Origin of the sequence: Nonomuraea marmarensis (assembly GCF_043197025.1) — a bacterium.
Lineage (GTDB): Bacteria > Actinomycetota > Actinomycetes > Streptosporangiales > Streptosporangiaceae > Nonomuraea > Nonomuraea marmarensis.
Genome location: NZ_JBICRM010000022.1, coordinates 14,038 through 32,158, shown reverse-complemented (window position 1 = coordinate 32,158; position 18,121 = coordinate 14,038). Strand labels below are relative to the sequence as shown.

16 protein-coding genes and 1 pseudogene are annotated in these 18,121 nt (G+C 68.7%); 9 read left to right on the top strand and 8 right to left on the bottom strand.

Translation table 11 applies throughout. The features are described from left to right. Nucleotides 1-7: 7 nt before the first annotated feature. Entirely contained in the window at nucleotides 8-1,132 is a 1,125-nt protein-coding gene (locus ACFLIM_RS30885) for a polyamine ABC transporter substrate-binding protein (RefSeq protein WP_393171441.1), read from the bottom strand. Nucleotides 1,133-1,302: 170 nt separating this feature from the next. Here ACFLIM_RS30885 and ACFLIM_RS30880 point away from each other — a divergent pair, with 170 nt between their 5' ends. Next, nucleotides 1,303-2,400 carry a hypothetical protein gene (locus ACFLIM_RS30880; protein ID WP_393171439.1) on the top strand — a complete coding sequence of 366 codons (1,098 nt, stop codon included), beginning with the start codon at nucleotides 1,303-1,305 and terminating at the stop codon, nucleotides 2,398-2,400. Continuing rightward, complete coding sequence (locus tag ACFLIM_RS30875; RefSeq protein WP_393171437.1) at nucleotides 2,397-3,350, top strand: SIS domain-containing protein; 954 nt, start codon at nucleotides 2,397-2,399, stop codon at nucleotides 3,348-3,350. Before ACFLIM_RS30880 ends, ACFLIM_RS30875 begins: the two co-directional genes overlap by 4 nt. A gap of 1 nt (nucleotide 3,351) precedes the next feature. On the opposite strand, the gene ACFLIM_RS30870 is transcribed toward ACFLIM_RS30875, so the two are convergent. From ACFLIM_RS30870 to ACFLIM_RS30855, 4 genes and pseudogenes are all read right to left on the bottom strand, one after another. Continuing rightward, nucleotides 3,352-3,918, bottom strand: a complete 567-nt coding sequence (locus ACFLIM_RS30870) for a GTP-binding protein (protein ID WP_393171435.1) — start codon at nucleotides 3,916-3,918, stop codon at nucleotides 3,352-3,354. Next, nucleotides 3,899-4,267 (bottom strand): DUF742 domain-containing protein, encoded by a 369-nt coding sequence (locus ACFLIM_RS30865; RefSeq protein ID WP_393171433.1) that lies wholly within the window; start codon nucleotides 4,265-4,267, stop codon nucleotides 3,899-3,901. The genes ACFLIM_RS30870 and ACFLIM_RS30865 overlap by 20 nt, the downstream gene beginning before the upstream one ends. A 90-nt stretch (nucleotides 4,268-4,357) precedes the next feature. Continuing rightward, nucleotides 4,358-4,771, bottom strand: a pseudogene (locus tag ACFLIM_RS30860) (roadblock/LC7 domain-containing protein); the annotation flags it as partial. After that, complete coding sequence (locus tag ACFLIM_RS30855; RefSeq protein WP_393171431.1) at nucleotides 4,771-7,386, bottom strand: sensor histidine kinase; 2,616 nt, start codon at nucleotides 7,384-7,386, stop codon at nucleotides 4,771-4,773. The pseudogene ACFLIM_RS30860 and the gene ACFLIM_RS30855, both read right to left, overlap by 1 nt. Nucleotides 7,387-7,802: 416 nt before the next feature. Between ACFLIM_RS30855 and ACFLIM_RS30850 the strand changes: the two genes are divergently transcribed. The 6 genes from ACFLIM_RS30850 to ACFLIM_RS30825 all read left to right on the top strand — a co-directional run bounded on the left by ACFLIM_RS30850 (nucleotide 7,803) and on the right by ACFLIM_RS30825 (nucleotide 14,934). Beyond that, nucleotides 7,803-8,783, top strand: coding sequence for a quaternary amine ABC transporter ATP-binding protein (locus tag ACFLIM_RS30850; RefSeq protein WP_393171429.1), 981 nt, complete (start codon nucleotides 7,803-7,805; stop codon nucleotides 8,781-8,783). Nucleotides 8,784-8,853: 70 nt separating this feature from the next. Further along, on the top strand, nucleotides 8,854-10,878 hold the full coding sequence (locus tag ACFLIM_RS30845; RefSeq protein ID WP_393171427.1) for an ABC transporter permease: 2,025 nt from the start codon (nucleotides 8,854-8,856) through the stop codon (nucleotides 10,876-10,878). A 128-nt stretch (nucleotides 10,879-11,006) separates the two neighbouring features. Continuing rightward, complete coding sequence (locus ACFLIM_RS30840; protein ID WP_393171425.1) at nucleotides 11,007-11,843, top strand: ABC transporter substrate-binding protein; 837 nt, start codon at nucleotides 11,007-11,009, stop codon at nucleotides 11,841-11,843. A 68-nt stretch (nucleotides 11,844-11,911) separates the two neighbouring features. Next, entirely contained in the window at nucleotides 11,912-12,847 is a 936-nt protein-coding gene (locus tag ACFLIM_RS30835) for an ABC transporter substrate-binding protein (RefSeq protein WP_393171424.1), read from the top strand. Further along, complete coding sequence (gene betA / locus ACFLIM_RS30830; protein ID WP_393171422.1) at nucleotides 12,823-14,469, top strand: choline dehydrogenase; 1,647 nt, start codon at nucleotides 12,823-12,825, stop codon at nucleotides 14,467-14,469. The genes ACFLIM_RS30835 and betA overlap by 25 nt, the downstream gene beginning before the upstream one ends. Nucleotides 14,470-14,496: 27 nt before the next feature. Next, nucleotides 14,497-14,934, top strand: coding sequence for a GbsR/MarR family transcriptional regulator (locus ACFLIM_RS30825; RefSeq protein ID WP_393171420.1), 438 nt, complete (start codon nucleotides 14,497-14,499; stop codon nucleotides 14,932-14,934). A 158-nt stretch (nucleotides 14,935-15,092) separates the two neighbouring features. Here the strand turns inward: ACFLIM_RS30825 and ACFLIM_RS30820 are convergent, their stop codons facing one another. Together ACFLIM_RS30820 and ACFLIM_RS30815 are read right to left on the bottom strand one after the other, a co-directional pair. Then, on the bottom strand, nucleotides 15,093-15,872 hold the full coding sequence (locus tag ACFLIM_RS30820; RefSeq protein ID WP_393171418.1) for an ABC transporter permease: 780 nt from the start codon (nucleotides 15,870-15,872) through the stop codon (nucleotides 15,093-15,095). Continuing rightward, on the bottom strand, nucleotides 15,869-16,807 hold the full coding sequence (locus ACFLIM_RS30815; RefSeq protein WP_393171417.1) for an ATP-binding cassette domain-containing protein: 939 nt from the start codon (nucleotides 16,805-16,807) through the stop codon (nucleotides 15,869-15,871). The genes ACFLIM_RS30820 and ACFLIM_RS30815 overlap by 4 nt, the downstream gene beginning before the upstream one ends. A gap of 80 nt (nucleotides 16,808-16,887) precedes the next feature. Here ACFLIM_RS30815 and ACFLIM_RS30810 point away from each other — a divergent pair, with 80 nt between their 5' ends. Continuing rightward, complete coding sequence (locus tag ACFLIM_RS30810; RefSeq protein ID WP_393171415.1) at nucleotides 16,888-17,649, top strand: TetR/AcrR family transcriptional regulator; 762 nt, start codon at nucleotides 16,888-16,890, stop codon at nucleotides 17,647-17,649. Between the two features lie 13 nt (nucleotides 17,650-17,662). On the opposite strand, the gene ACFLIM_RS30805 is transcribed toward ACFLIM_RS30810, so the two are convergent. Then, nucleotides 17,663-18,112 (bottom strand): MarR family transcriptional regulator, encoded by a 450-nt coding sequence (locus ACFLIM_RS30805; protein WP_393171413.1) that lies wholly within the window; start codon nucleotides 18,110-18,112, stop codon nucleotides 17,663-17,665. Nucleotides 18,113-18,121: the final 9 nt, after the last annotated feature.

The window sequence follows — 18,121 nt, the reverse complement described above, 5'->3', positions numbered from 1 at the left end:
CCGACGACTATCCGGCGGCCTGGACTTCCTGCGACAGGCGGGTGAACTTCGTCGACGCCTGTCCCAGGTCGATGATCGCCTCGCCGTTGAGCAGCTCGGCGGGCTTGATGCCGAGCAGCGAGCCCTTCGGGGCCTGCACCTTCTCCATGGCGGCCTTGTTGGGCACCTTGTAGTTGATGTTCGCCGCGGCCCAGCTGTGGATCTCGGGATCGAGGATGTAGTTGATCAAGGCGTGCGCGGCCTCCTTGTTCTTGGAGGACTTCATGATCACCATGGTGTCCACCCAGAGGTCGCTGCCCTCCTTCGGCACCTTGAACGCGATGTTGCCCTTCGGGTCGGTGGTCGGGCACCAGCCGTCCCACGCCTCGACCATGGCGGCCTCGCCGGACTGCAGCTTCTCGCCGAACGTGGTGTCGTCGTAGCTGAGCAGGTGGGGCTTGGCCGCGAGCAGCAGCTCCTTGGCCTTGGCGATCTCGTCGTCCTTGTCGGTGTTGACCGAGTAGCCGAGCGCCTTGAGCGCGGGCAGGGCCAGCCAGCGCTCGGTGGTCATCATGGTGACCTTCTTGTCCGCCCAGGCCGGCGGCTTGAGAAGATCGTTCCAACTCGTCACCGGGGTCTTCGCCAGGTCGGTGCGGTAGCAGATGCCGGTGGTGCCCCAGGTGTAGGGCACCGAGTACTTGTTGCCCTTGTCATAGGAGAGCTGGGTGGCCTCCGGGTAGAGGTTGGCCAGGTTGGGGATCAGCTCAGGGTGGATCGGCTCCAGCAGGCCCTGCTCGTTGAGCGCCTGGGCGTACTGGCCGGACACGAACGCCACGTCGATGCCGCTGTCACCGGGGGCGGTGAGCTTGGTCATCGCGACCTCGTTGGTGTCGTGCAACGAGATCTTCATGTCCTTGACCTTGAGCTTCGCCTTGACCTTCTCGGGAAGCTCCTTGGGCGTGTAGCCGTCCCACACCGTGACCTGGAGCGTCTGCTGCGACAGGTCCGCGTTGGGCTTGAGCTGGTCGGCTGCCGCCGCGGTCGTGCCTTCTGAGCTGGTCGACTCACCACCACCGCACGCCGCGACGGCAAGCGCGAGGCCGGCCGCCGCCGCGGCGGCCGGAAGACGACGGGTGAACCGGATACGGGACACGGCCGCTACTCCTTCTGAAATTGGCTGTAACAGAGGTCGCGCGACCTTACCGGACACAGCTGACCAGAGCAGGAGTGTTGCAGCAGAAATCAACATGAGCAAGACTTTTTATGACATTGCTACCAGGAAGTTTGGTCTACCAGTTGAATTGGGATTCAATAAGTCATCGCATGATCTCTCTGGGTGAGAACCCGCTCACCGCCGAAGACCGCGGCCTCACCGCCGCACTCCTGAGGCTGATGGCGGGTGAGCTGCCGCCGCCCTTCGCGGTGCGGCGCTTCCGCCCGCTGCCCAGCCTCTCGTACGGTCCTGGAGATCTCCACACTGGGGCTCCAGGTGAACGCGACTTCGGCCCGCACGTGGACCAGACCAACTATTCGGTGGTGGTGGACGAGAAGGTGGTCGTCAAGTGGCTCACCCCTCCGGTCCCGCTGCCCCATCCCACCCCGGAGATCCTCGCCCACCTCGTTGAGGCGGGCTTCAACCACACCGCCCCTCCGTACGCGGCGCTGACCCGCGTAGCTGACACGCACGAGGAGCTCCTGGCCCTGGTGACGGGCTACCTGCCGGACGCCAGGGACGGCTGGGAGTGGTGCGTGGACGAGGCGGCGGCGGGCACTGCGGACTTCGCTCCTGAGCTCGGCCGCCTGGCCGCCGACCTGCACCTCGCCCTCGCGACGCTCCCCTCGGGGAGGCCGGGTGACCTGGCGGTCCGAGCGGAGGCCGCGCTTCAGGAGGCCCTCGATCTCACCGGCGGCGAGGACGGAGCGTGGCTGGCCACCAAGGCCACGGCCCTCAGGCGCGAGCTGGCGCCCTTGGCCAAGCCCGTCACGAGCCCGCTCATCAGGATCCATGGTGATCTCCACGTCGGCCAGATCCTCAAGTGGCGCGACGGTTACGCGGTGATCGACTTCGACGGCAATCCCACCGTCACCGAGGCCGATCCGTACCAACCGGCGGCCAGGGACGTGGCCCAGCTCGCCATGAGCCTGGAGCACGTGGCCCAGGTGGCGATCAAACGACGGGACACCCCGCCCGCCCGGGCGGCCGCCTGGGTCGCGAAGGCCCGCGCCACCATGCTCACCGCCTACCGGGCCCGCCTGGCCGCGAAGGACCGGCCCGACCTCCTGGACGCAGACCTGATCCGCCCGTTCGAGGTGGAGCAGGAGTGCCGTGAGCTCATCTACGCCGCCCGCCACCTGCCCCGCTGGCGCTACGCCCCCATGGGTGTGCTGCGCACCTGGTACCACGAGGAGAACATCACGTGAATTCCGAGCTCTACCTGTCCGACCTGGAGTCCAAGCCGGCCTCCCTGGCGAACCTGGCCGACGCGCTGCAGGCGGACGACCCCTTCAGTCAGCTCCCGGACAACATCGACAGGGTGCTCTTCCTGGGCATGGGCAGCTCGCGCTACGCCGCGAAGGTGGCCGCCCTGCGCCTGCGCGCCGCGGGCATCGACGCGTACGCCGAGTACGCCTCCGCGGCGGCCACCGTCCCGGCCACCGAGAACACCCTGGTCGTGCCGATCTCGGCCACCGGCTCCAGCCGGGAGACGCTGGACGCCACGGCCCGCTACGCGAACGGCCCGGCGTTCCTGGCCGCCATGACGAACACGCCGGGCTCCCCCCTCACCGAGACGGCCGACCTGGTGATCCCCATGCACGCGGGCGAGGAGCGCGGCGGCGTCGCCTGCCGTACGTTCCAGCACACCCTGGCCCTGCTCCTGGCCCTGGAAGCCCGCCTCGCGAGGCGCGATCGCGACCTGACCACCCTGATCAGGCGGTCGGCGGAGGCCACGCAGGACCTGCTGGACCGCAGGGACGAGTGGCTCCCCCTCACGATGGAGCTGCTCGACGGCCCCCACGGCGTCTACACGATCGCCCCCGTGGAACGCCTCTCGTCGGCCGAGCAGTCGGCCCTGATGCTCCGCGAGGGCCCGCGCCGACCCGCCGACGCCTGCGAGACGGGCGACTGGTCCCATGTGGACGTCTACCTCACCAAGACCCTCGACTACCGGGCCCTGCTCTACCCCGGCTCCCGCTACGACGCCCAGGCCATGGAGTGGGTACGCGAGCGCGACTCCATGGTGATCACCGTGGGTGCGGAGGTGAAGGACGCCACGGCCGCGATCCGCTACCCGCACGACGGCGACCCGGACGTGGCCCTGCTCACGGAGACCCTGGTGGCGGAACTGGTGGCGGCGTACTGGTGGCAGTAGGTCAGTGCGCGCGCACGGTCATCGCGTGCTCGACGAGCGTGATGAGCGTGTTCTTGACCGCCTGCCGCGCCCGCGCGTCCGTACGGATGATGGGCACGTGCGGCGAGAGCGTGAGCGCCTCCCGCACCTCGCTCTCGACGTGCGGGAACGCCCCGTCCCAGCCGTTCAGCCCGACCACGAACGGGATCCCCGAGTCCTCGAAGTAGTCCACGGCGGGGAAGCTGTCGGCCAGCCGCCGCGAGTCCACCAGCACCACGGCCCCGATCGCGCCCCGCACGAGGTCGTCCCACATGAACCAGAACCGGTGCTGCCCCGGTGTGCCGAACAGGTAGAGGATCAGGTCGTGCTCCAGCGAGAGCCGCCCGAAGTCCATGGCCACGGTGGTGGTGGTCTTGCCCGGAGTGAGCCCGAGGTCGTCGATGCCCTCCGACGCGTCCGTCATCACCGCCTCCGTGGTCAGCGGCATGATCTCGGACACGGAGCCCACGAACGTGGTCTTCCCCACACCGAACCCGCCCGCCACGACGATCTTCGTGGAGGTGAGCCGGCTAGAGCCTGCGAAGTCCACTTAATACCCTTTCGAGCAGGCTCCTGTCGGGAAGGCCCGCCTCTAGCTGCGGCTGGTACACCCGGACCAGCCCATCCGCTTCCATGTCGGCGATCAGCACCCGCGCCACCCCGAGAGGGACGCTCAGCAGCGCGGAGATCTCCGCCACGGAACGCACCTGCCGGCACAGCTCGCTGATCGCGCGGTATTCGCGGGTGTAGGTCATGCCGAGTTGTGCTGAGGTGGCCGACGATACCAGCGCCTCCATGGCGAGCTCGGTGCGCGGAGTGGTCCTGCCGCCGGTGACGGCGTACATCCGGACGAGCGAGCTGCGCTCGGGCTCCGGCTCCCCGTTATCCCACGATGCCAACGTCTACTCCCATCACCGTGTCCATCTGGCCTCGCCCAGCGAGGCGGGCCGGTGATGGATGTCCTCGCTTCGCTGCGGATCCATCACCGGGCGCGAGGCGGAAAGTTCCGCCCGTACGGCAGGCGTGAGGACCTGCCCGGCGCGCTCGACCAGGATCGTCATCTGGTACGCGACCAAGCCCATGTCACAGTCGGGTGCGGCCAGCACCGCCAGGCAGGATCCGTCGCTGATCGACATCACCAGCAGCAGGCCGCGTTCCATCTCGACGAGGGTCTGGGTGACCCCTCCGCCCTCGAACACCCGCGCGGACCCCTGCGTGAGACTGACCAGCCCGGCCGCGATGGCGGCGAGCTGGTCGGCGCGGTCCTGGGGAAAGCCGCGGGAGAACGCCATCGGCAGGCCGTCGGCGGAGACCACCACGGCGTGCGCGACGCCGGGAACCTCTTCGACGAAGCGGCTGACCAGCCAGTTGATGTCCCTGGCGGCCTGGCTCAGCTCCTTCATCAGTCCTCCTCTAGCTCGGCGCGCCCCTTGCGCACGCCCTGCTGGTAGCTGGCCAGCCTGTTACGCAGTCGGTCAGGGGACAGCGGAGGAGCGGGAGCGGGCGGCGGCTTCAGGTTCGCGGTGCCCGGTACCAGATTCGCTCTCGGCGTGCGCTTCGGCAAGCCGGAGTTCGTGGTGCCGTTCTGCGCGGGCTCCGCGGCCGCGCCGGCGGCCTGCCATCCCTGGTCGGCGGGCGACGACCAGGCCTGGTCACGGTGGTCGTCGCGGTGCTCGTCGCGGTGGTCGGCCGTCGGCGACGACTTGGAGAACCAGCCGCTCTCCTCGACGGAGGCGAAGATGGGCAGGAACTCGTCCTTGGACGGCGCCGGGGTCGGCGTCGCGAACGAGGGGTACGACTCGCGCGGCAGGCCCAGGTCGGGTGGCGGCTGCTCGACCGAGTGGGTGTGCGGCGAGCTGAACCATGACGAGGGCTCGGGGGCGGCGGGCGCGGCGTCCAGCGACGGATGCCCGGCGGGGAGCGACGGATGCCCCGACGGATACCCGGACGCGAACGACGGAGGCCCAGAGGCAAGCCCCGGCGGTGGCCCGTAGGAAGGCGGCTGCGGGTTCGCCTGCCTGGGCACCTGGACGCGCGGCTGCGGCGTGGGAATCGTGCCCGGCGCCGCCGTGAGCAGCATGGGCGGCACCAGCACCATCGCGGTCAGCCCGCCGATGTCCTGCAACCGCAACTGCACCCTGATGCTGTGCCGCAGCGCCAGCCGTCCGACCACGAACAGCCCCATCCGCCGCGACACCGACACGTCCACGACGGGCGGGTTGGCCAGCCGCCAGTTGGCCTCGGTGAGCTCCTCCTGGGTCATGCCGATCCCGTGGTCGGTGACCGACAACAGCAGGCTGCCGCCGTCGATGCGGCTGCTGGAGATGATGACCTTGGTGTCCTGCGAGGAGAACGAGACGGCGTTCTCGACCAGCTCGGCCAGCAGGTGCACCACGTCGGTGACGGCCTGGCCGGCGACGGCGACGTCCGACTGCACCTGGATGCTGACCCGGTCGTAGCTCTCGACCTCGCCGAGGGCGGCGCGCACGATGTCCATCAGCTCGATCGGCTCGCTCCACTTGCGCGCCGCCTCCTGACCGGCCAGGACGAGCAGGTTCTCGCTGTTGCGCCGCATGCGGGTGGCCAGGTGGTCGAGCTTGAACAGGTCGCCCAGCCTGGTGTCGTCGCGCTCGCCGCGCTCCAGCCGCTCGATCAGCGTCAGCTGCCGCTCGACCAGCGTCTGGCTGCGCCTGGACAGGTTGACGAACATGGCGTTGACGTTCGAGCGCAGCTGCGCCTCGTCGCCCGCCAGCCGTACGGCCTCCCGGTGCACCTCGTCGAAGGCGCGCGCGACCTCGCCGACCTCGTCCCTGGAGAAGATCCCGATAGGCGGGACCTCGGTGTTGACCGCGCCCTCGCGCGACTCACGCAGATGTTGCACGAACTCGGGCAGCCGCCGGCCCGCGATCTCCAGTGCCTCGCCGCGCAGGCGGCGCAGCGGCCGTACGAGCGACCTGGCCACGCCGGTGGTGATCAGCAGGACGACCACGAGCAGCGCGAGCACGGCGCCCGCGGTGATGAACGCCTGCTGCCGCTCGTCCGCGCTGAGCGCCTCGCTGCGGGCCACGATGCCCTGCGCCTGGCGTTCCTCGACCGTGCGCATGGAGTCGACGACCACGTTCGACGCGTCGAACCACTCGTTGGCGTCATCCTTCTTGCTCAGGTCCAGGTTGCGCAGCGGCAGCCCGTTCGTGGCCCTGATCAGCACCAGCTCGCGCAGGAACAACATGCGGTCGGCGGACCTGCCGTTGACGGTCTCGTCGAAGAAGCGCCGCTCCTCCGCGGTGGCCTCGTCGGCGAAGCCCTTGCGCTCGTTGGCCTCCCTGGACTGCTCGCCGAGGAAGCGCTTGAGCTGGTCCTGGTCGAAGGCCCCCTCGACCAGCACGGCGGTGACCAGCGCCTGCTGGTAGGAGACGCTCTCCTTGGCGCGGGCCAGCCCGTCGAGCATGCGGGTCTGGCGGAACAGCTCGTCGTCCGCGCTGCCCTTGATCAGCTCCGTGTGGAAGGAGAGCAGGTCGTTGATCACCGTGGTGTAGAGCTCGACCGCGGGCCCCGGCAGCAGGTCGGCCTCCAGCGCCTGCTTGCGCAGGCCGGTCAGGTCGTCCAGGCGGCTGAGCAGGTTCTCGATCTGGTCCGCGGTACGGCCGGTCGCCTCGGTCAGCAGTTGCTGCGCGAGGCCGCGCACCTGCTTGGCCTCCAGGTCCACCTGGGCCATCTGGGCCTGCACCTCGGACAGCCCGTCCGCGGGGCGGTTGCGCGCGATGTACCAAGCGGTCCTGGCCCGCTCGGCGGACACCAGGTGGGTGAACCCGCCCAGCTCGGCGGAGAGCTGGGCGAACTGGTTCGTCCGCGCGTAGTCGCCCGCGGCGGCCGTCGAGGAGAGCACCTGGATGCCGCCCAGCAGCACGGCCGCGGCCGTCGGGATCAGGATGAGAGCGACGAGGCGTGCCCGGACGCGCCAATTGCGCAGGCGCCAGTTGCCCTCGCTCGCCTGCCTCTCACCCAAGTCTGTACTCACCGAACGCACCTCGCCCGAATCGGCGTATATGAGGGGGCCAGGGGCCCGTGGGAAATCAGCAAGTGCGGGTAATTGGAACACATCCCATGGCGGGGTGGCTACCCGAACATAACGCGACAAAATACGAGTCGTGTGACTCCTGAGAAGAGACCTGGGGCTCCATCTTGCGGCCTATAGGTCAGGAAATAAACCTTTAACAAAGGAAATGTCCGTCGGTGGGCGATTCGTACGTTCCAAGCGAGTAACGTGCGAGGCGCACCCAGGTCTCTGGAAGGTCACAACGTTGAGATTTCCGTGATTCCAGACATATGTTGAGCGACGTCAAAACGAGGAGGCAAGTGGTGGGGGATTCTCCCGACAGTGCGGCTATCACCGTTGCCGGCCTTTGGAAGATCTTCGGTTCCAGGGCGCAGAAAGTGCTGGACAGCGATGACAAGCAGCTTGAGCCCGCCGCGCTGAGAGAGAAGACCGGCTGCACCGCCGCCGTCAGGGACGTCAGCTTCGAGGTGCGCCCCGGCGAGGTCTTCGTGGTCATGGGCCTGTCGGGCAGCGGCAAGTCCACCCTCGTACGCTGCCTCACCCGGCTCATCGAGCCCAGCGCCGGCGACATCAGGATCGGCGGCGAGGACATCTGCAGCGCCTCCCCCGCCAGGCTCCGCGAGCTCCGTCGGCACCAGGTCAGCATGGTCTTCCAGCACTTCGGCCTGCTGCCGCACCGCAAGGTGATCGACAACGTCGCCTACGGCCTGGAGATCCAGGGCACCGCCAAGGTCGCCAGGCACGCGCGGGCCGGCGAGATCCTCTCCCTCGTCGGCCTCGACGGCTACGCCGACGCCTACCCCGACCAGCTCTCCGGCGGCATGCAGCAACGCGTGGGCCTGGCCAGGGCGCTGGCCGTGGACCCACAGGTGATGTTGTTCGACGAGCCGTTCAGCGCGCTCGACCCGCTGATCCGCCGCGACATGCAGGCCGAGGTGATCCGGCTGCACCGCGAGGTCGGCAAGACGATGGTGTTCATCACGCACGACCTGTCCGAGGCGCTCAGGCTGGGCGAGCGGATCGCGATCATGCGGGCGGGCTCGATCGTGCAGCTCGGCACGGCCGAGGAGCTGGTGGCCGCGCCGGCCGACGACTACGTGGCCGACTTCGTACGGGATGTGCCCAGGAGCCACGTACTGACCCTGCGCTGGATCTGCCGCGAGCCCGAGCCGGGAGAGCCGCTGGACGGGCCCGCGCTGCCGGTCACCACCCTCATCAAGGACGCCATCGGCGCCTCCTCCGCCTCCTCTCGCCCGATCAGGATCATGGACGGCGACGAGTTGGCGGGCGTCGTGGACCGGGTGGACCTGCTGACCTTCCTGTCGGGCGAGGACTTGTCCGTCAAGGCGGCCACATGAGCGAGCGCAGCGAGCGAACAATCAGACACAGCAGCATTGTGCTGCTCACGCGCCCGACGAAGGAGGGCGTGTGAGCAGCTCGGCTGTCAGCGCGCCTTCCAGGCTCGGGTTACCGAGGTGGGCGGCCCCGGCCGGGGTGGCGGTCCTGTTCGCGGCGGCGTACCTGGTCTTCCGCGGCACGGGGACGTTGCCGCACGACAACGAGGCGCCGCAGTTCCTGGCCGTCACCGACCTGCGCGAGTGGATCGACGACCATCGCAACGACAACCCGCTCTTCCTGTACTTCCTGAACTACATCCGGCTCTTCGTCGGCGGCCTCTACGACCTGTTCGAGACCGTCCTGTACGCGCTCGGCTGGCCCGGCATCACCGGCGTCATGGGCGCGCTGGCCTGGCTGGCGGGCGGCTGGCGGATCGCGTTGCTGGCGGTCGCGGGCGTGAGCGCGTTCGGGTTCCTGGGCTTGTGGCAGTCGAGCGTCGACACGCTGGCCCTGGTCTCGGTCGCGGTGTTGCTGTCGCTGGCCATCGGGATCCCGCTGGGCGTCTGGGCCGGGCTCTCCAGCCGCGTGCGCCGGGTGATCACGCCGGTCCTGGACGTCATGCAGATCATGCCGACGTTCGCGTACCTGGCGCCGCTCGCGCTGTTCTTCCACATCGGCGCGCCCGCCGGGGCCATCGCGACGATGATCTACTCGATCCCGCCCGCCATCCGCATCACCGCGCTGGCCGTCTCGGAGGTCTCGCCCACGGCGGTCGAGGCGTCCTCGTCGCTGGGCGCGACGCGCTGGCAGACGTTGTTCAAGGTCTACCTGCCGCTGGCCAGGTCCACGATGGCGCTGGCGGTGAACCAGACCATCATGATGGCCCTGTCCATGGTCGTCATCGCGAACCTGATCTCGGCCCCTGGCTTGGGCGGCGACATCATCCGCGGCCTGTCCCGGGCGCAGGTGGGCATCATGCTCCCGGCGGGCATAGCGGTCGTGATCATGGCCGTGGTGCTCGACCGGACGACGATGGCGATCGCCCAGCGAGGGAGCGCCGTCGCCTGGAGGAGCGGCGGGAGCGAAGCGACCAGAGCGGGGGAAGGCGGCGGCATCAAGGGTGACCGAGCCGCCTCACGGAGTGAGGCCATGAACACGCGCGACTCCCACGCGCGGATCGGCAGGCTCAACCTCGCCGCCGCGGGCGTGCTGGCGGTGGCCGGGCTCGCGCTCATCCCCGTGCTCCCCCGGACGTGGCCGGAGAACCTCACGGTCAACTTCGTCGCCGAGGTGAACGACGCCGTCCGCTGGGCCGAGACCAACTGGTTCACGGTCACGACGTTCATCAAGGACCTCACCTCCTACGCCCTGCTGAACCCGCTGGAAGGTGTGCTCACCTCGGCCCCGTGGTGGCTGATCGCCCTGGCGGTGCTGGCCGTCGCCTGGCGGGTGAGCGGGGTGCGCGCGGCACTGACCGCGCTCGCCTGCCTGCTGGCGATCGCGCTGCTGGGCACCTGGGAGCACGCCATGCAGACGCTGACCACGGTCGCCGTCGCGGTCCTGGTCACCCTGCTCATCGGCCTGCTGCTGGGGGTGGCCGCGGCCCGCTCGCCGCGCTACTCGGCCGTGCAGCGGCCCATCCTCGACGCCGCCCAGACCATGCCCGCCTTCGTCTACCTGCTGCCGGCGCTGGCGCTGTTCGAGACCACCAGGTTCACCGCGATCTTCGCCTCGATCATCTACGCGGTGCCGCCCGTGGTGCGCCTGGTCGAGGACGGCATCAAGGCCGTGCCCGCCACGGTCGTGGAGGCCGCCGCCTCGGCCGGCTCGACCTCGGGCCAGCTCCTGTGGAAGGTGCAGCTGCCGATGGCCAGGCAGGCGATCCTGCTCGCGGCCAACCAGGGCATCGTCATGACGCTGGCCATGGTCGTCGTCGGCGGCCTGGTCGGGGCCGGTGCGCTCGGCTACGACGTGGTCAGCGGGTTCTCCCAGCGCACCGACTTCGGCATGGGCTTCATCGCGGGCATCGCGACCGTACTTCTCGGCGTCATGCTCGACCGCATCACGCAGGGCGCCGACAGGCGCCCTTCCCCCCGAAAGAGGAAGTTCACATGAAGATTCGCCTGCTCGCAGGCCTCTTGGTTCTTGGGCTAGCCGCCGCAGGCTGCGGCGGAGCCACAGTCGAGACCTCACCCAGCTCCGCCGCCCCATCGTCGGCGGGCGCCAGCAGCGCCGCCGGCACCGTGAAGATCGCGATCAACCCCTGGGTGGGGTACGAGGCCAGCGCGAACGTCGTCGCGTACCTGCTGAAGAACGAGCTCGGTTACACCGTCGAGCTGCCCGAGATCAAGGAGCAGCTGGCCTGGGAGGGCTTCGAGACCGGCGACGTCGACGTCATCATCGAGAACTGGGGTCACCCGGACCTGAAGAAGCAGTTCATCGAGGAGAAGAAGGTCGCGGTCGAAGCCGGCTCCACCGGCAACAAGGGCGTCATCGGCTGGTACATCCCGAAGTGGATGGCCGACGAGCACCCCGACATCACCGACTCCAAGAACCTCAACAAGTACGCCGACCTGTTCAAGACTTCGGAGTCGGGTGACAAGGGCCAGCTGCTGTTCGGCGACCCGTCGTACGTCAGCAACGAGGAAGCCCTGATCAAGAACCTCAAGCTGAACTTCAAGGTCGTCGTCGGCGGCAGTGAGGCGGCCCTGATCAAGGGCGCCCAGCAGGCGCAGGAGCAGAAGAAGGCGCTGCTGTTCTACTTCTGGGACCCGCACTGGCTGTTCAGCAAGACCGACCTGGTCCGCGTCAACCTGCCCGCCTACACCGAGGGCTGCGACGCCGACCCGAAGAAGGTCGCGTGCGACTACCCGGAGATGGACCTCGACAAGATCGTGAGCAAGAAGTTCGCCGACACCGGCGGCAAGGCCTACGAGCTGGTCAAGAACTTCAGCTGGACCAACGAGGACCAGAACGCCGTCGCCGACGACATGACCAACAACGGCATGACCGGCGAGCAGGCCGCCAAGAAGTGGGTGGAGGCCAACACCGCCAAGTGGCAGGCCTGGATCCCCAAGTGACGCCGTCCTGAACCCTGATCGATCGTGGGCCCCTCCTCGTGGAGGGGCCGCGGTCGTGGAGACCTCTCATGCGAACGAAGACGCTCGTCGGGCCGCTGATCGCCGCCCTGCTGCTGGCCGCCTGCTCCAGCGAGGAGCCCGACTCGGCCGCCAGGTCCAAGGGGACCGTGAACATCGACATCCACGCCTGGGTGGGGTACGAGGCCCAGGCCGGGGTGCTGGCGTACCTGCTCGAGCACGAGCTCGGGTACAAGGTCAACAAGCGGGCCATGAAGGAGGGGGATTCCTGGAAGGACTTCGAGACCGGCAAGGTCGACGTGATCGTCGAAGACTGGGGTCACACCGCCTTGAAGAAGGAGTACATCGAGAAGAAGCAGGTGGCTCTGTCGGCCGGTCTCACGGGGAACAAGGGCGTGATCGGCTGGTACGTCCCCGAGTGGATGGTCAAGAAATATCCTGACATTACGGACTACCGAAACCTCAATAAGTACGCCCGCCTCTTCCGGACCGAAAAAACCGGAAATGCCGGACAGATCCTGGACGGCGACCCGACATTCGTCACCAACGACGAGGCTCTCGTCAAGAACCTCGGGCTCAATTACCAGGTCGTCTACTCGGGCAGCGAGGACGCGCTGATCAAGGCCGCCGAGTTCGCGGCGAAGAACCGGAGGCCGCTGCTCATGTATTTCTACGAGCCGCAGTGGTTGTTCACGAAGGTCAAACTGGTCAAGATCGCGCTGCCCCCCTACGCTGTGGGCTGCGACAACGCCCCGGCCAAGGTCGCCTGCGACTACCCTCCCTACCTGCTGGACAAGATCGTCAGCAAGCGGTTCGCGCAGACCGGCGGCCGGGCGTACGAGCTGGTCCGCAACTTCAACTGGAGCAACGACGACCAGAACGCCGTCGCCAGTGACATGATCAACGAGAAGATGACCGCCCAAGAGGCGGCCAAGGTGTGGGTGGAAGAGAACAAGATCGTGTGGAAGGACTGGATCCCGCGTTGAGGTTCGACTACGTGATCGTCGGCGGCGGCTCGGCCGGCTGCGCCCTGGCCAACCGGCTGAGCGCCGACCCTTCGACGTCGGTCCTGGTCCTGGAGGCTGGCCGGCCGGACTACCTGTGGGACGTCTTCATCCACATGCCGGCCGCGCTGATGTTCCCGATCGGCAGCCGCTTCTACGACTGGAAGTACGAGTCGGAGCCGGAGCCGTTCATGAACGACCGGCGGATCTACCACGCCCGGGGCAAGGTGCTGGGCGGCTCCAGCAGCATCAACGGCATGATCTTCCAGCGCGGTAACCCCCTGGACTACGAGCGCTGGGCGTCGGACCCCGGGATGAAGCACTGGGACTACGCGCACTGCCTCCCGTACTTCAAGCGGATGGAAACCTGCCTCGCGGACCCGGACTCGGCGTTCCGCGGTGGCGACGGACCGCTCCGGCTGGAGCGCGGCCCCGCCCGAGGCCCGCTGTTCGAGGCGTTCTTCGAGGCGGTCCAGCAGGCAGGCCACCCGCTGACCGACGACGTGAACGGCTACCGCCAGGAGGGCTTCGCCGCCTTCGACCGCAACATCCACCGCGGCCGCCGCCTGAGCGCGGCTCGCGCGTACCTCCACCCGGTACGCCACCGCCGCAACCTCCAGGTACGGACCCGAGCCTTCGTGGAGAAGATCCTCTTTGACGGAACCAGGGCCGTGGGCGTGCTCTGCGGCGGCGAGCGCATCAACGCAGGCGAGATCATCCTGTGCGGCGGCGCGATCAACACCCCCCAGCTCCTCCAGCTCTCAGGCGTCGGCCCGAGGGCGCTGCTGGAGCCCCTGGACATAGAGGTCGTCCACGACCTGCCTGGCGTGGGCGAGAACCTCCAGGACCACCTGGAGGTGTACGTCCAGCACGCCTGCAAGCAGCCCGTCTCGCAACAACCGTCACTGGCGATGTGGCGCAGGCCCTTCATCGGCGCCAATTGGCTCTTCCTCAGAGGCGGCCCCGGGGCCACGAACCACTTCGAGGCGGGCGGCTTCATCCGCTCCAACGACGACGTGGCATACCCGAACCTGATGTTCCACTTCCTGCCGATCGCGGTCCGCTACGACGGCTCGGCCCCCGCGGGCGGCCACGGCTACCAGGTCCACATCGGCCCGATGTACTCGGACGCCCGGGGCTCGGTCCGCATCAAGTCCAGCGACCCGCACGAGAAGCCCGCGCTGCGCTTCAACTACCTCTCCACGGACCAGGACCGCCGGGAGTGGGTCGAGGCCATCAAACACGCGAGGAAGATCCTCTCCCAACCGGTCTGGGCAGACCTGAACGGCGGCGAACTCTCCCCGGGCCCCGAAGTGCAGACGGACGAGGAAATCCTGTCGTGGGTGGCCAGAGACGGCGAAACCGCCCTCCATCCCTCCTGCACCAGCAAGATGGGCCTCGACGACATGTCCGTCATCGACCCCGAAACCATGCGCGTCCACGGCCTCGACGGCCTCCGCGTCGTGGACGCCTCGGCCATGCCGTACGTCACGAACGGCAACATCTACGCCCCGGTCATGATGCTCGCCGAGAAGTCCGCCGACCTCATCCTCGGCAACACCCCACTCCCCCCGGACCCCGCGGAGTTCCACCGGCATAAGTGACAGTTGTTTCAGACTAAACTGAAGCTTATGGCTCCTGAAAACGACCGCGAGCGCATGCTCGAATGGGTCGAGCGGGTGGCGACGTTCTGTGGCGACGCCTGGGGCCTGGCGCCCATCACCGGGCGCATCCTGGGCTGGCTGCTCATCTGCACCCCCGCCGAGCAGTCCGCCGGTGAGATCGCCGACGCGATCGGGGCCAGCAGGGCGTCCATGACGTCCAACATGCGCCTGCTGACCTCCATCGGCCTCGTCCGCCGCCGCACCCGGCTGGGCGAGCGCACCACGTACTACCGGATCGAGGACGACGCGTTCGAGAAGGTCGTGCGGCAGCGGCTGGCGTCGTTCGCCGCGTTCGGGACGATCGCGGAGGAGGGGCTGGAGCTGGGCGGGGAGGACGAGGAGCGCACCCGCCGCATCCGCTCGGCCCAGCACTCCATCGCCCTGCTCACCGGCCCCGCGAAGTAAGGGCCACGACACGTCGTACGAGATTCATCGCTGCACCCCCTACCTGCGGAAACGATATCCCGCGGGTAAGAGAACCGACATTTCACGGCCCCAAGAACCGACATACCGCGGTGTCAGCTACCGACATTTCGCAGACAACCCAGCCGACATCGACGCGATCAGCGGTCGAGGCGCTGGTACAGGCGGACCGACAGGGCGAAGAACACGGCCGTGATCGCCACGGGCCAGAGCACGGCCATCAGGACCGCGTGCTGGGCCACCCACGACTCCCCGCCCCACCCCGGGTTCCCGAACAGCTCCCTGGTCGCGGCGACCGTGGATGACAGCGGGTTCCACTCCGAGATCGCGCCCAGCCAGCCCGGCATGGTGCCGGGGGCGACGAAGGCGTTCGACAGGAACCCGATCGGGAACTCCAGCGTCTGGATCGCCACCACCCCGCCGGGGTCCTTGGTGAGGAGCCCGAGGTACATGCCTGCCCAGAGCAGGGAGAAGCGCAGGAGCAGGAGCAGGCCCACCGCGCCCAGCGCCCCCGGCAGCGTGGCCGGGCGCCAGCCGACCGCCAGGCCGCAGGCCAGCAGACCGGCCAGGATCAGCACCGAGTTGAGCAGGTCGGCGATGGCGCGGCCGATCAGCACCCCCGACGGCGCCATGGGCATCGAGCGGAAGCGGTCCGTGATGCCCTTGGAGGCGTCGGTGGTGACGGCGATCATGGTGGCGCTCAGGCCGAAGAGCATCGTCATGCCGTACATGCCGGGCATGAGGAACGCGAAATAGTCCGCCCCCGAGGGCACCTCCACCGCACCGCCGAACAGGTAGCCGAAGGCCAGGGTGATCACCACGGGGAACGCCACCCCGAACACCACCGTCATCGGCTGGTTGGCCCAATGGATCAGATCCCGACGGGCGACCGTCCATCCGTCAGCCAGTACCCACTTCATTTCGTGCCGCCTCCTGCGTTGGTGAGGTTCAGGAAGACCTCGTCGAGAGTGGGGCGGCGCAGGGCGACGTCCTCGGCCTCGATCCCGGCCGCCGCCAGCGCCGCGAGCACCTCCGTGAGCGCCTGCACCCGCTCGTTCACGGGCGCCCTCACGTGCCTGGTGTCCTGGTCGATCTCGGCCGGCCCGGACGCCACCGCGCCGGCGATCGCAGCGGCCTCGGTGAGCCGCGCCGGGTCGTGGATGACCACGTCGAGCCGGTCGCCGCCGAGCTTGGACTTGAGCTCGTCCGGCGTGCCCTCGGCCACCACCCGCCCGGCGTCGATCACCGAGATCCGGTCCGCGAGCTGGTCGGCCTCCTCCAGGTACTGCGTGGTCAGCAACACGGTGGTGCCGCCGGACACCAGGTCGCGCACCGCGCGCCAGATCTCGGCACGGCTGCGCGGATCCAGCCCCGTCGTCGGCTCGTCGAGGAAGAGCACGGGCGGGGCCAGGATCATGCCGGCCGCGAGGTCGAGCCTGCGCCGCATGCCGCCCGAATACTCCTTGGCCGGGCCGGTGTGCTCCAGCCCGAACCGTTCCAGCAGTTCCGCGGCCCTGGTCCGGGCCGCGCCCGCGCCGAGGTGGTAGAGGCGGCCGAACATCTCCAGGTTCTGCCTGCCGGTCAGCAACTCGTCCACGGCGGCGTGCTGGCCGACCAGGCCGATGTTGCGGCGTACCTGGCGGGGCTGGGTTGCCACGTCGAAGCCCGCCACCTCCGCGCGGCCGCCCGAGGCGCGCAGGAGCGTGGTGAGGATGCGGACGGCCGTGGTCTTGCCCGCGCCGTTGGGTCCGAGCAGGCCGCAGACCGTGCCCGGGCCCACGTCCAGATCGACGCCGTCGAGCGCCGCTTTCTCGCCGTACGTCTTCCGCAACCCCCGCGTGAGCACCGCCGACATGCCTGTCTCCTTCACGACTCGTACGGCGTACCGTACAGCATACGATTCAGATCGGCAACCGTACGGTGTACCGTACACATGTGACCGTGGAGTTTTCCGGGAAGGGCGATCCGGCGCGCAGCCTGGCGTTGCTCTGGCGTACCAGCGAGCGGGCCAGCCGCAAGGGGAAGCCCGAGCTGAGCGTCGACCGCATCGTGCGCGCGGCCATCGAGGTGGCCGACGCCGAGGGGCTGCAGGCGCTGTCCATGCGCCGCGTGGCCGAGCGGCTGGGCGTCGGGACGATGTCGCTCTACACGTACGTGCCGGGCAAGCCGGAGCTGTTCGACGTCATGCTGGACACCGTCTACGGCGAGACCGACAGGCCGGAGGACGTGCCGGACGGCTGGCGGGCCAGGCTGGAGCAGATCGCCAGGGAGAACTGGCACCTCTACCTGCGCCACCCGTGGCTGCTGCAGGTGGCGGCCAGCCGGCCCGTGCTCGGCCCGAACGTCACGGCCAAGTACGACTACGAGCTACGCGCGGTGGACGGCATCGGCCTGTCGGACCTCGAGATGGACTCGGTGATCACACTGGTCACCGGCTTCGTGCACGGGGCGGCCAGGGGCGCGGTGGAGGCAGCGCTGGCGGAGAGCCAGACGGGTATGACCGACCAGCAGTGGTGGGCCGCGCACGCGCCCTTCCTCAGCCGGATCTCCGACCCCAGCCGCTTCCCCACGGCCGCCAGGGTCGGCCAGGCGGCCGGAGAGGCACTCAACGCGGCCTACAGCCCGGAGCACGCCTTCGAGTTCGGCCTGCAACGCGTCCTCGACGGCATCGAGGCCCTGGTGAACACCCGAGCCTGAGCGCCCGACAGCCTCAACTCGAAAGGGCCTGTTCGTAGGCCAGGAGCGTGTCCACGAACATCCGCCGCTGCTCGGGCGTGAGCGGCTCCAGGGCCTGCCGCCACGCCTTGGCGCCGTAGCCGAGCCACTCGTTGATCGAATCCTGGTGCCCGCCGGCGATGCTCACGATCGTACGGCGCCGGTCCGCGTCGTCCTCGCGCCGCTCCAGCACGCCCTTCCTGCTCAGCTCCCCCACCATCAGGCTGACCGTCGCAGGGGCCACCTCCAGTCGCCGCGCCAACTCGTTCACCGTCATCGAGCCGTCGAACAGCAGGTACGCCAGCAGCGACAGATGCCGGGGCGCCAGCGACAACGACTGCAGCTCCTCCGGTACCCCCAGCCGCTTGGCCCGCCCCACCATGCGCGGCATCAGCAGCAGCAATGTCCTGATCCCGTCGTCCACGCTCAAGCCGTCTGTTGACATCCCCAATAC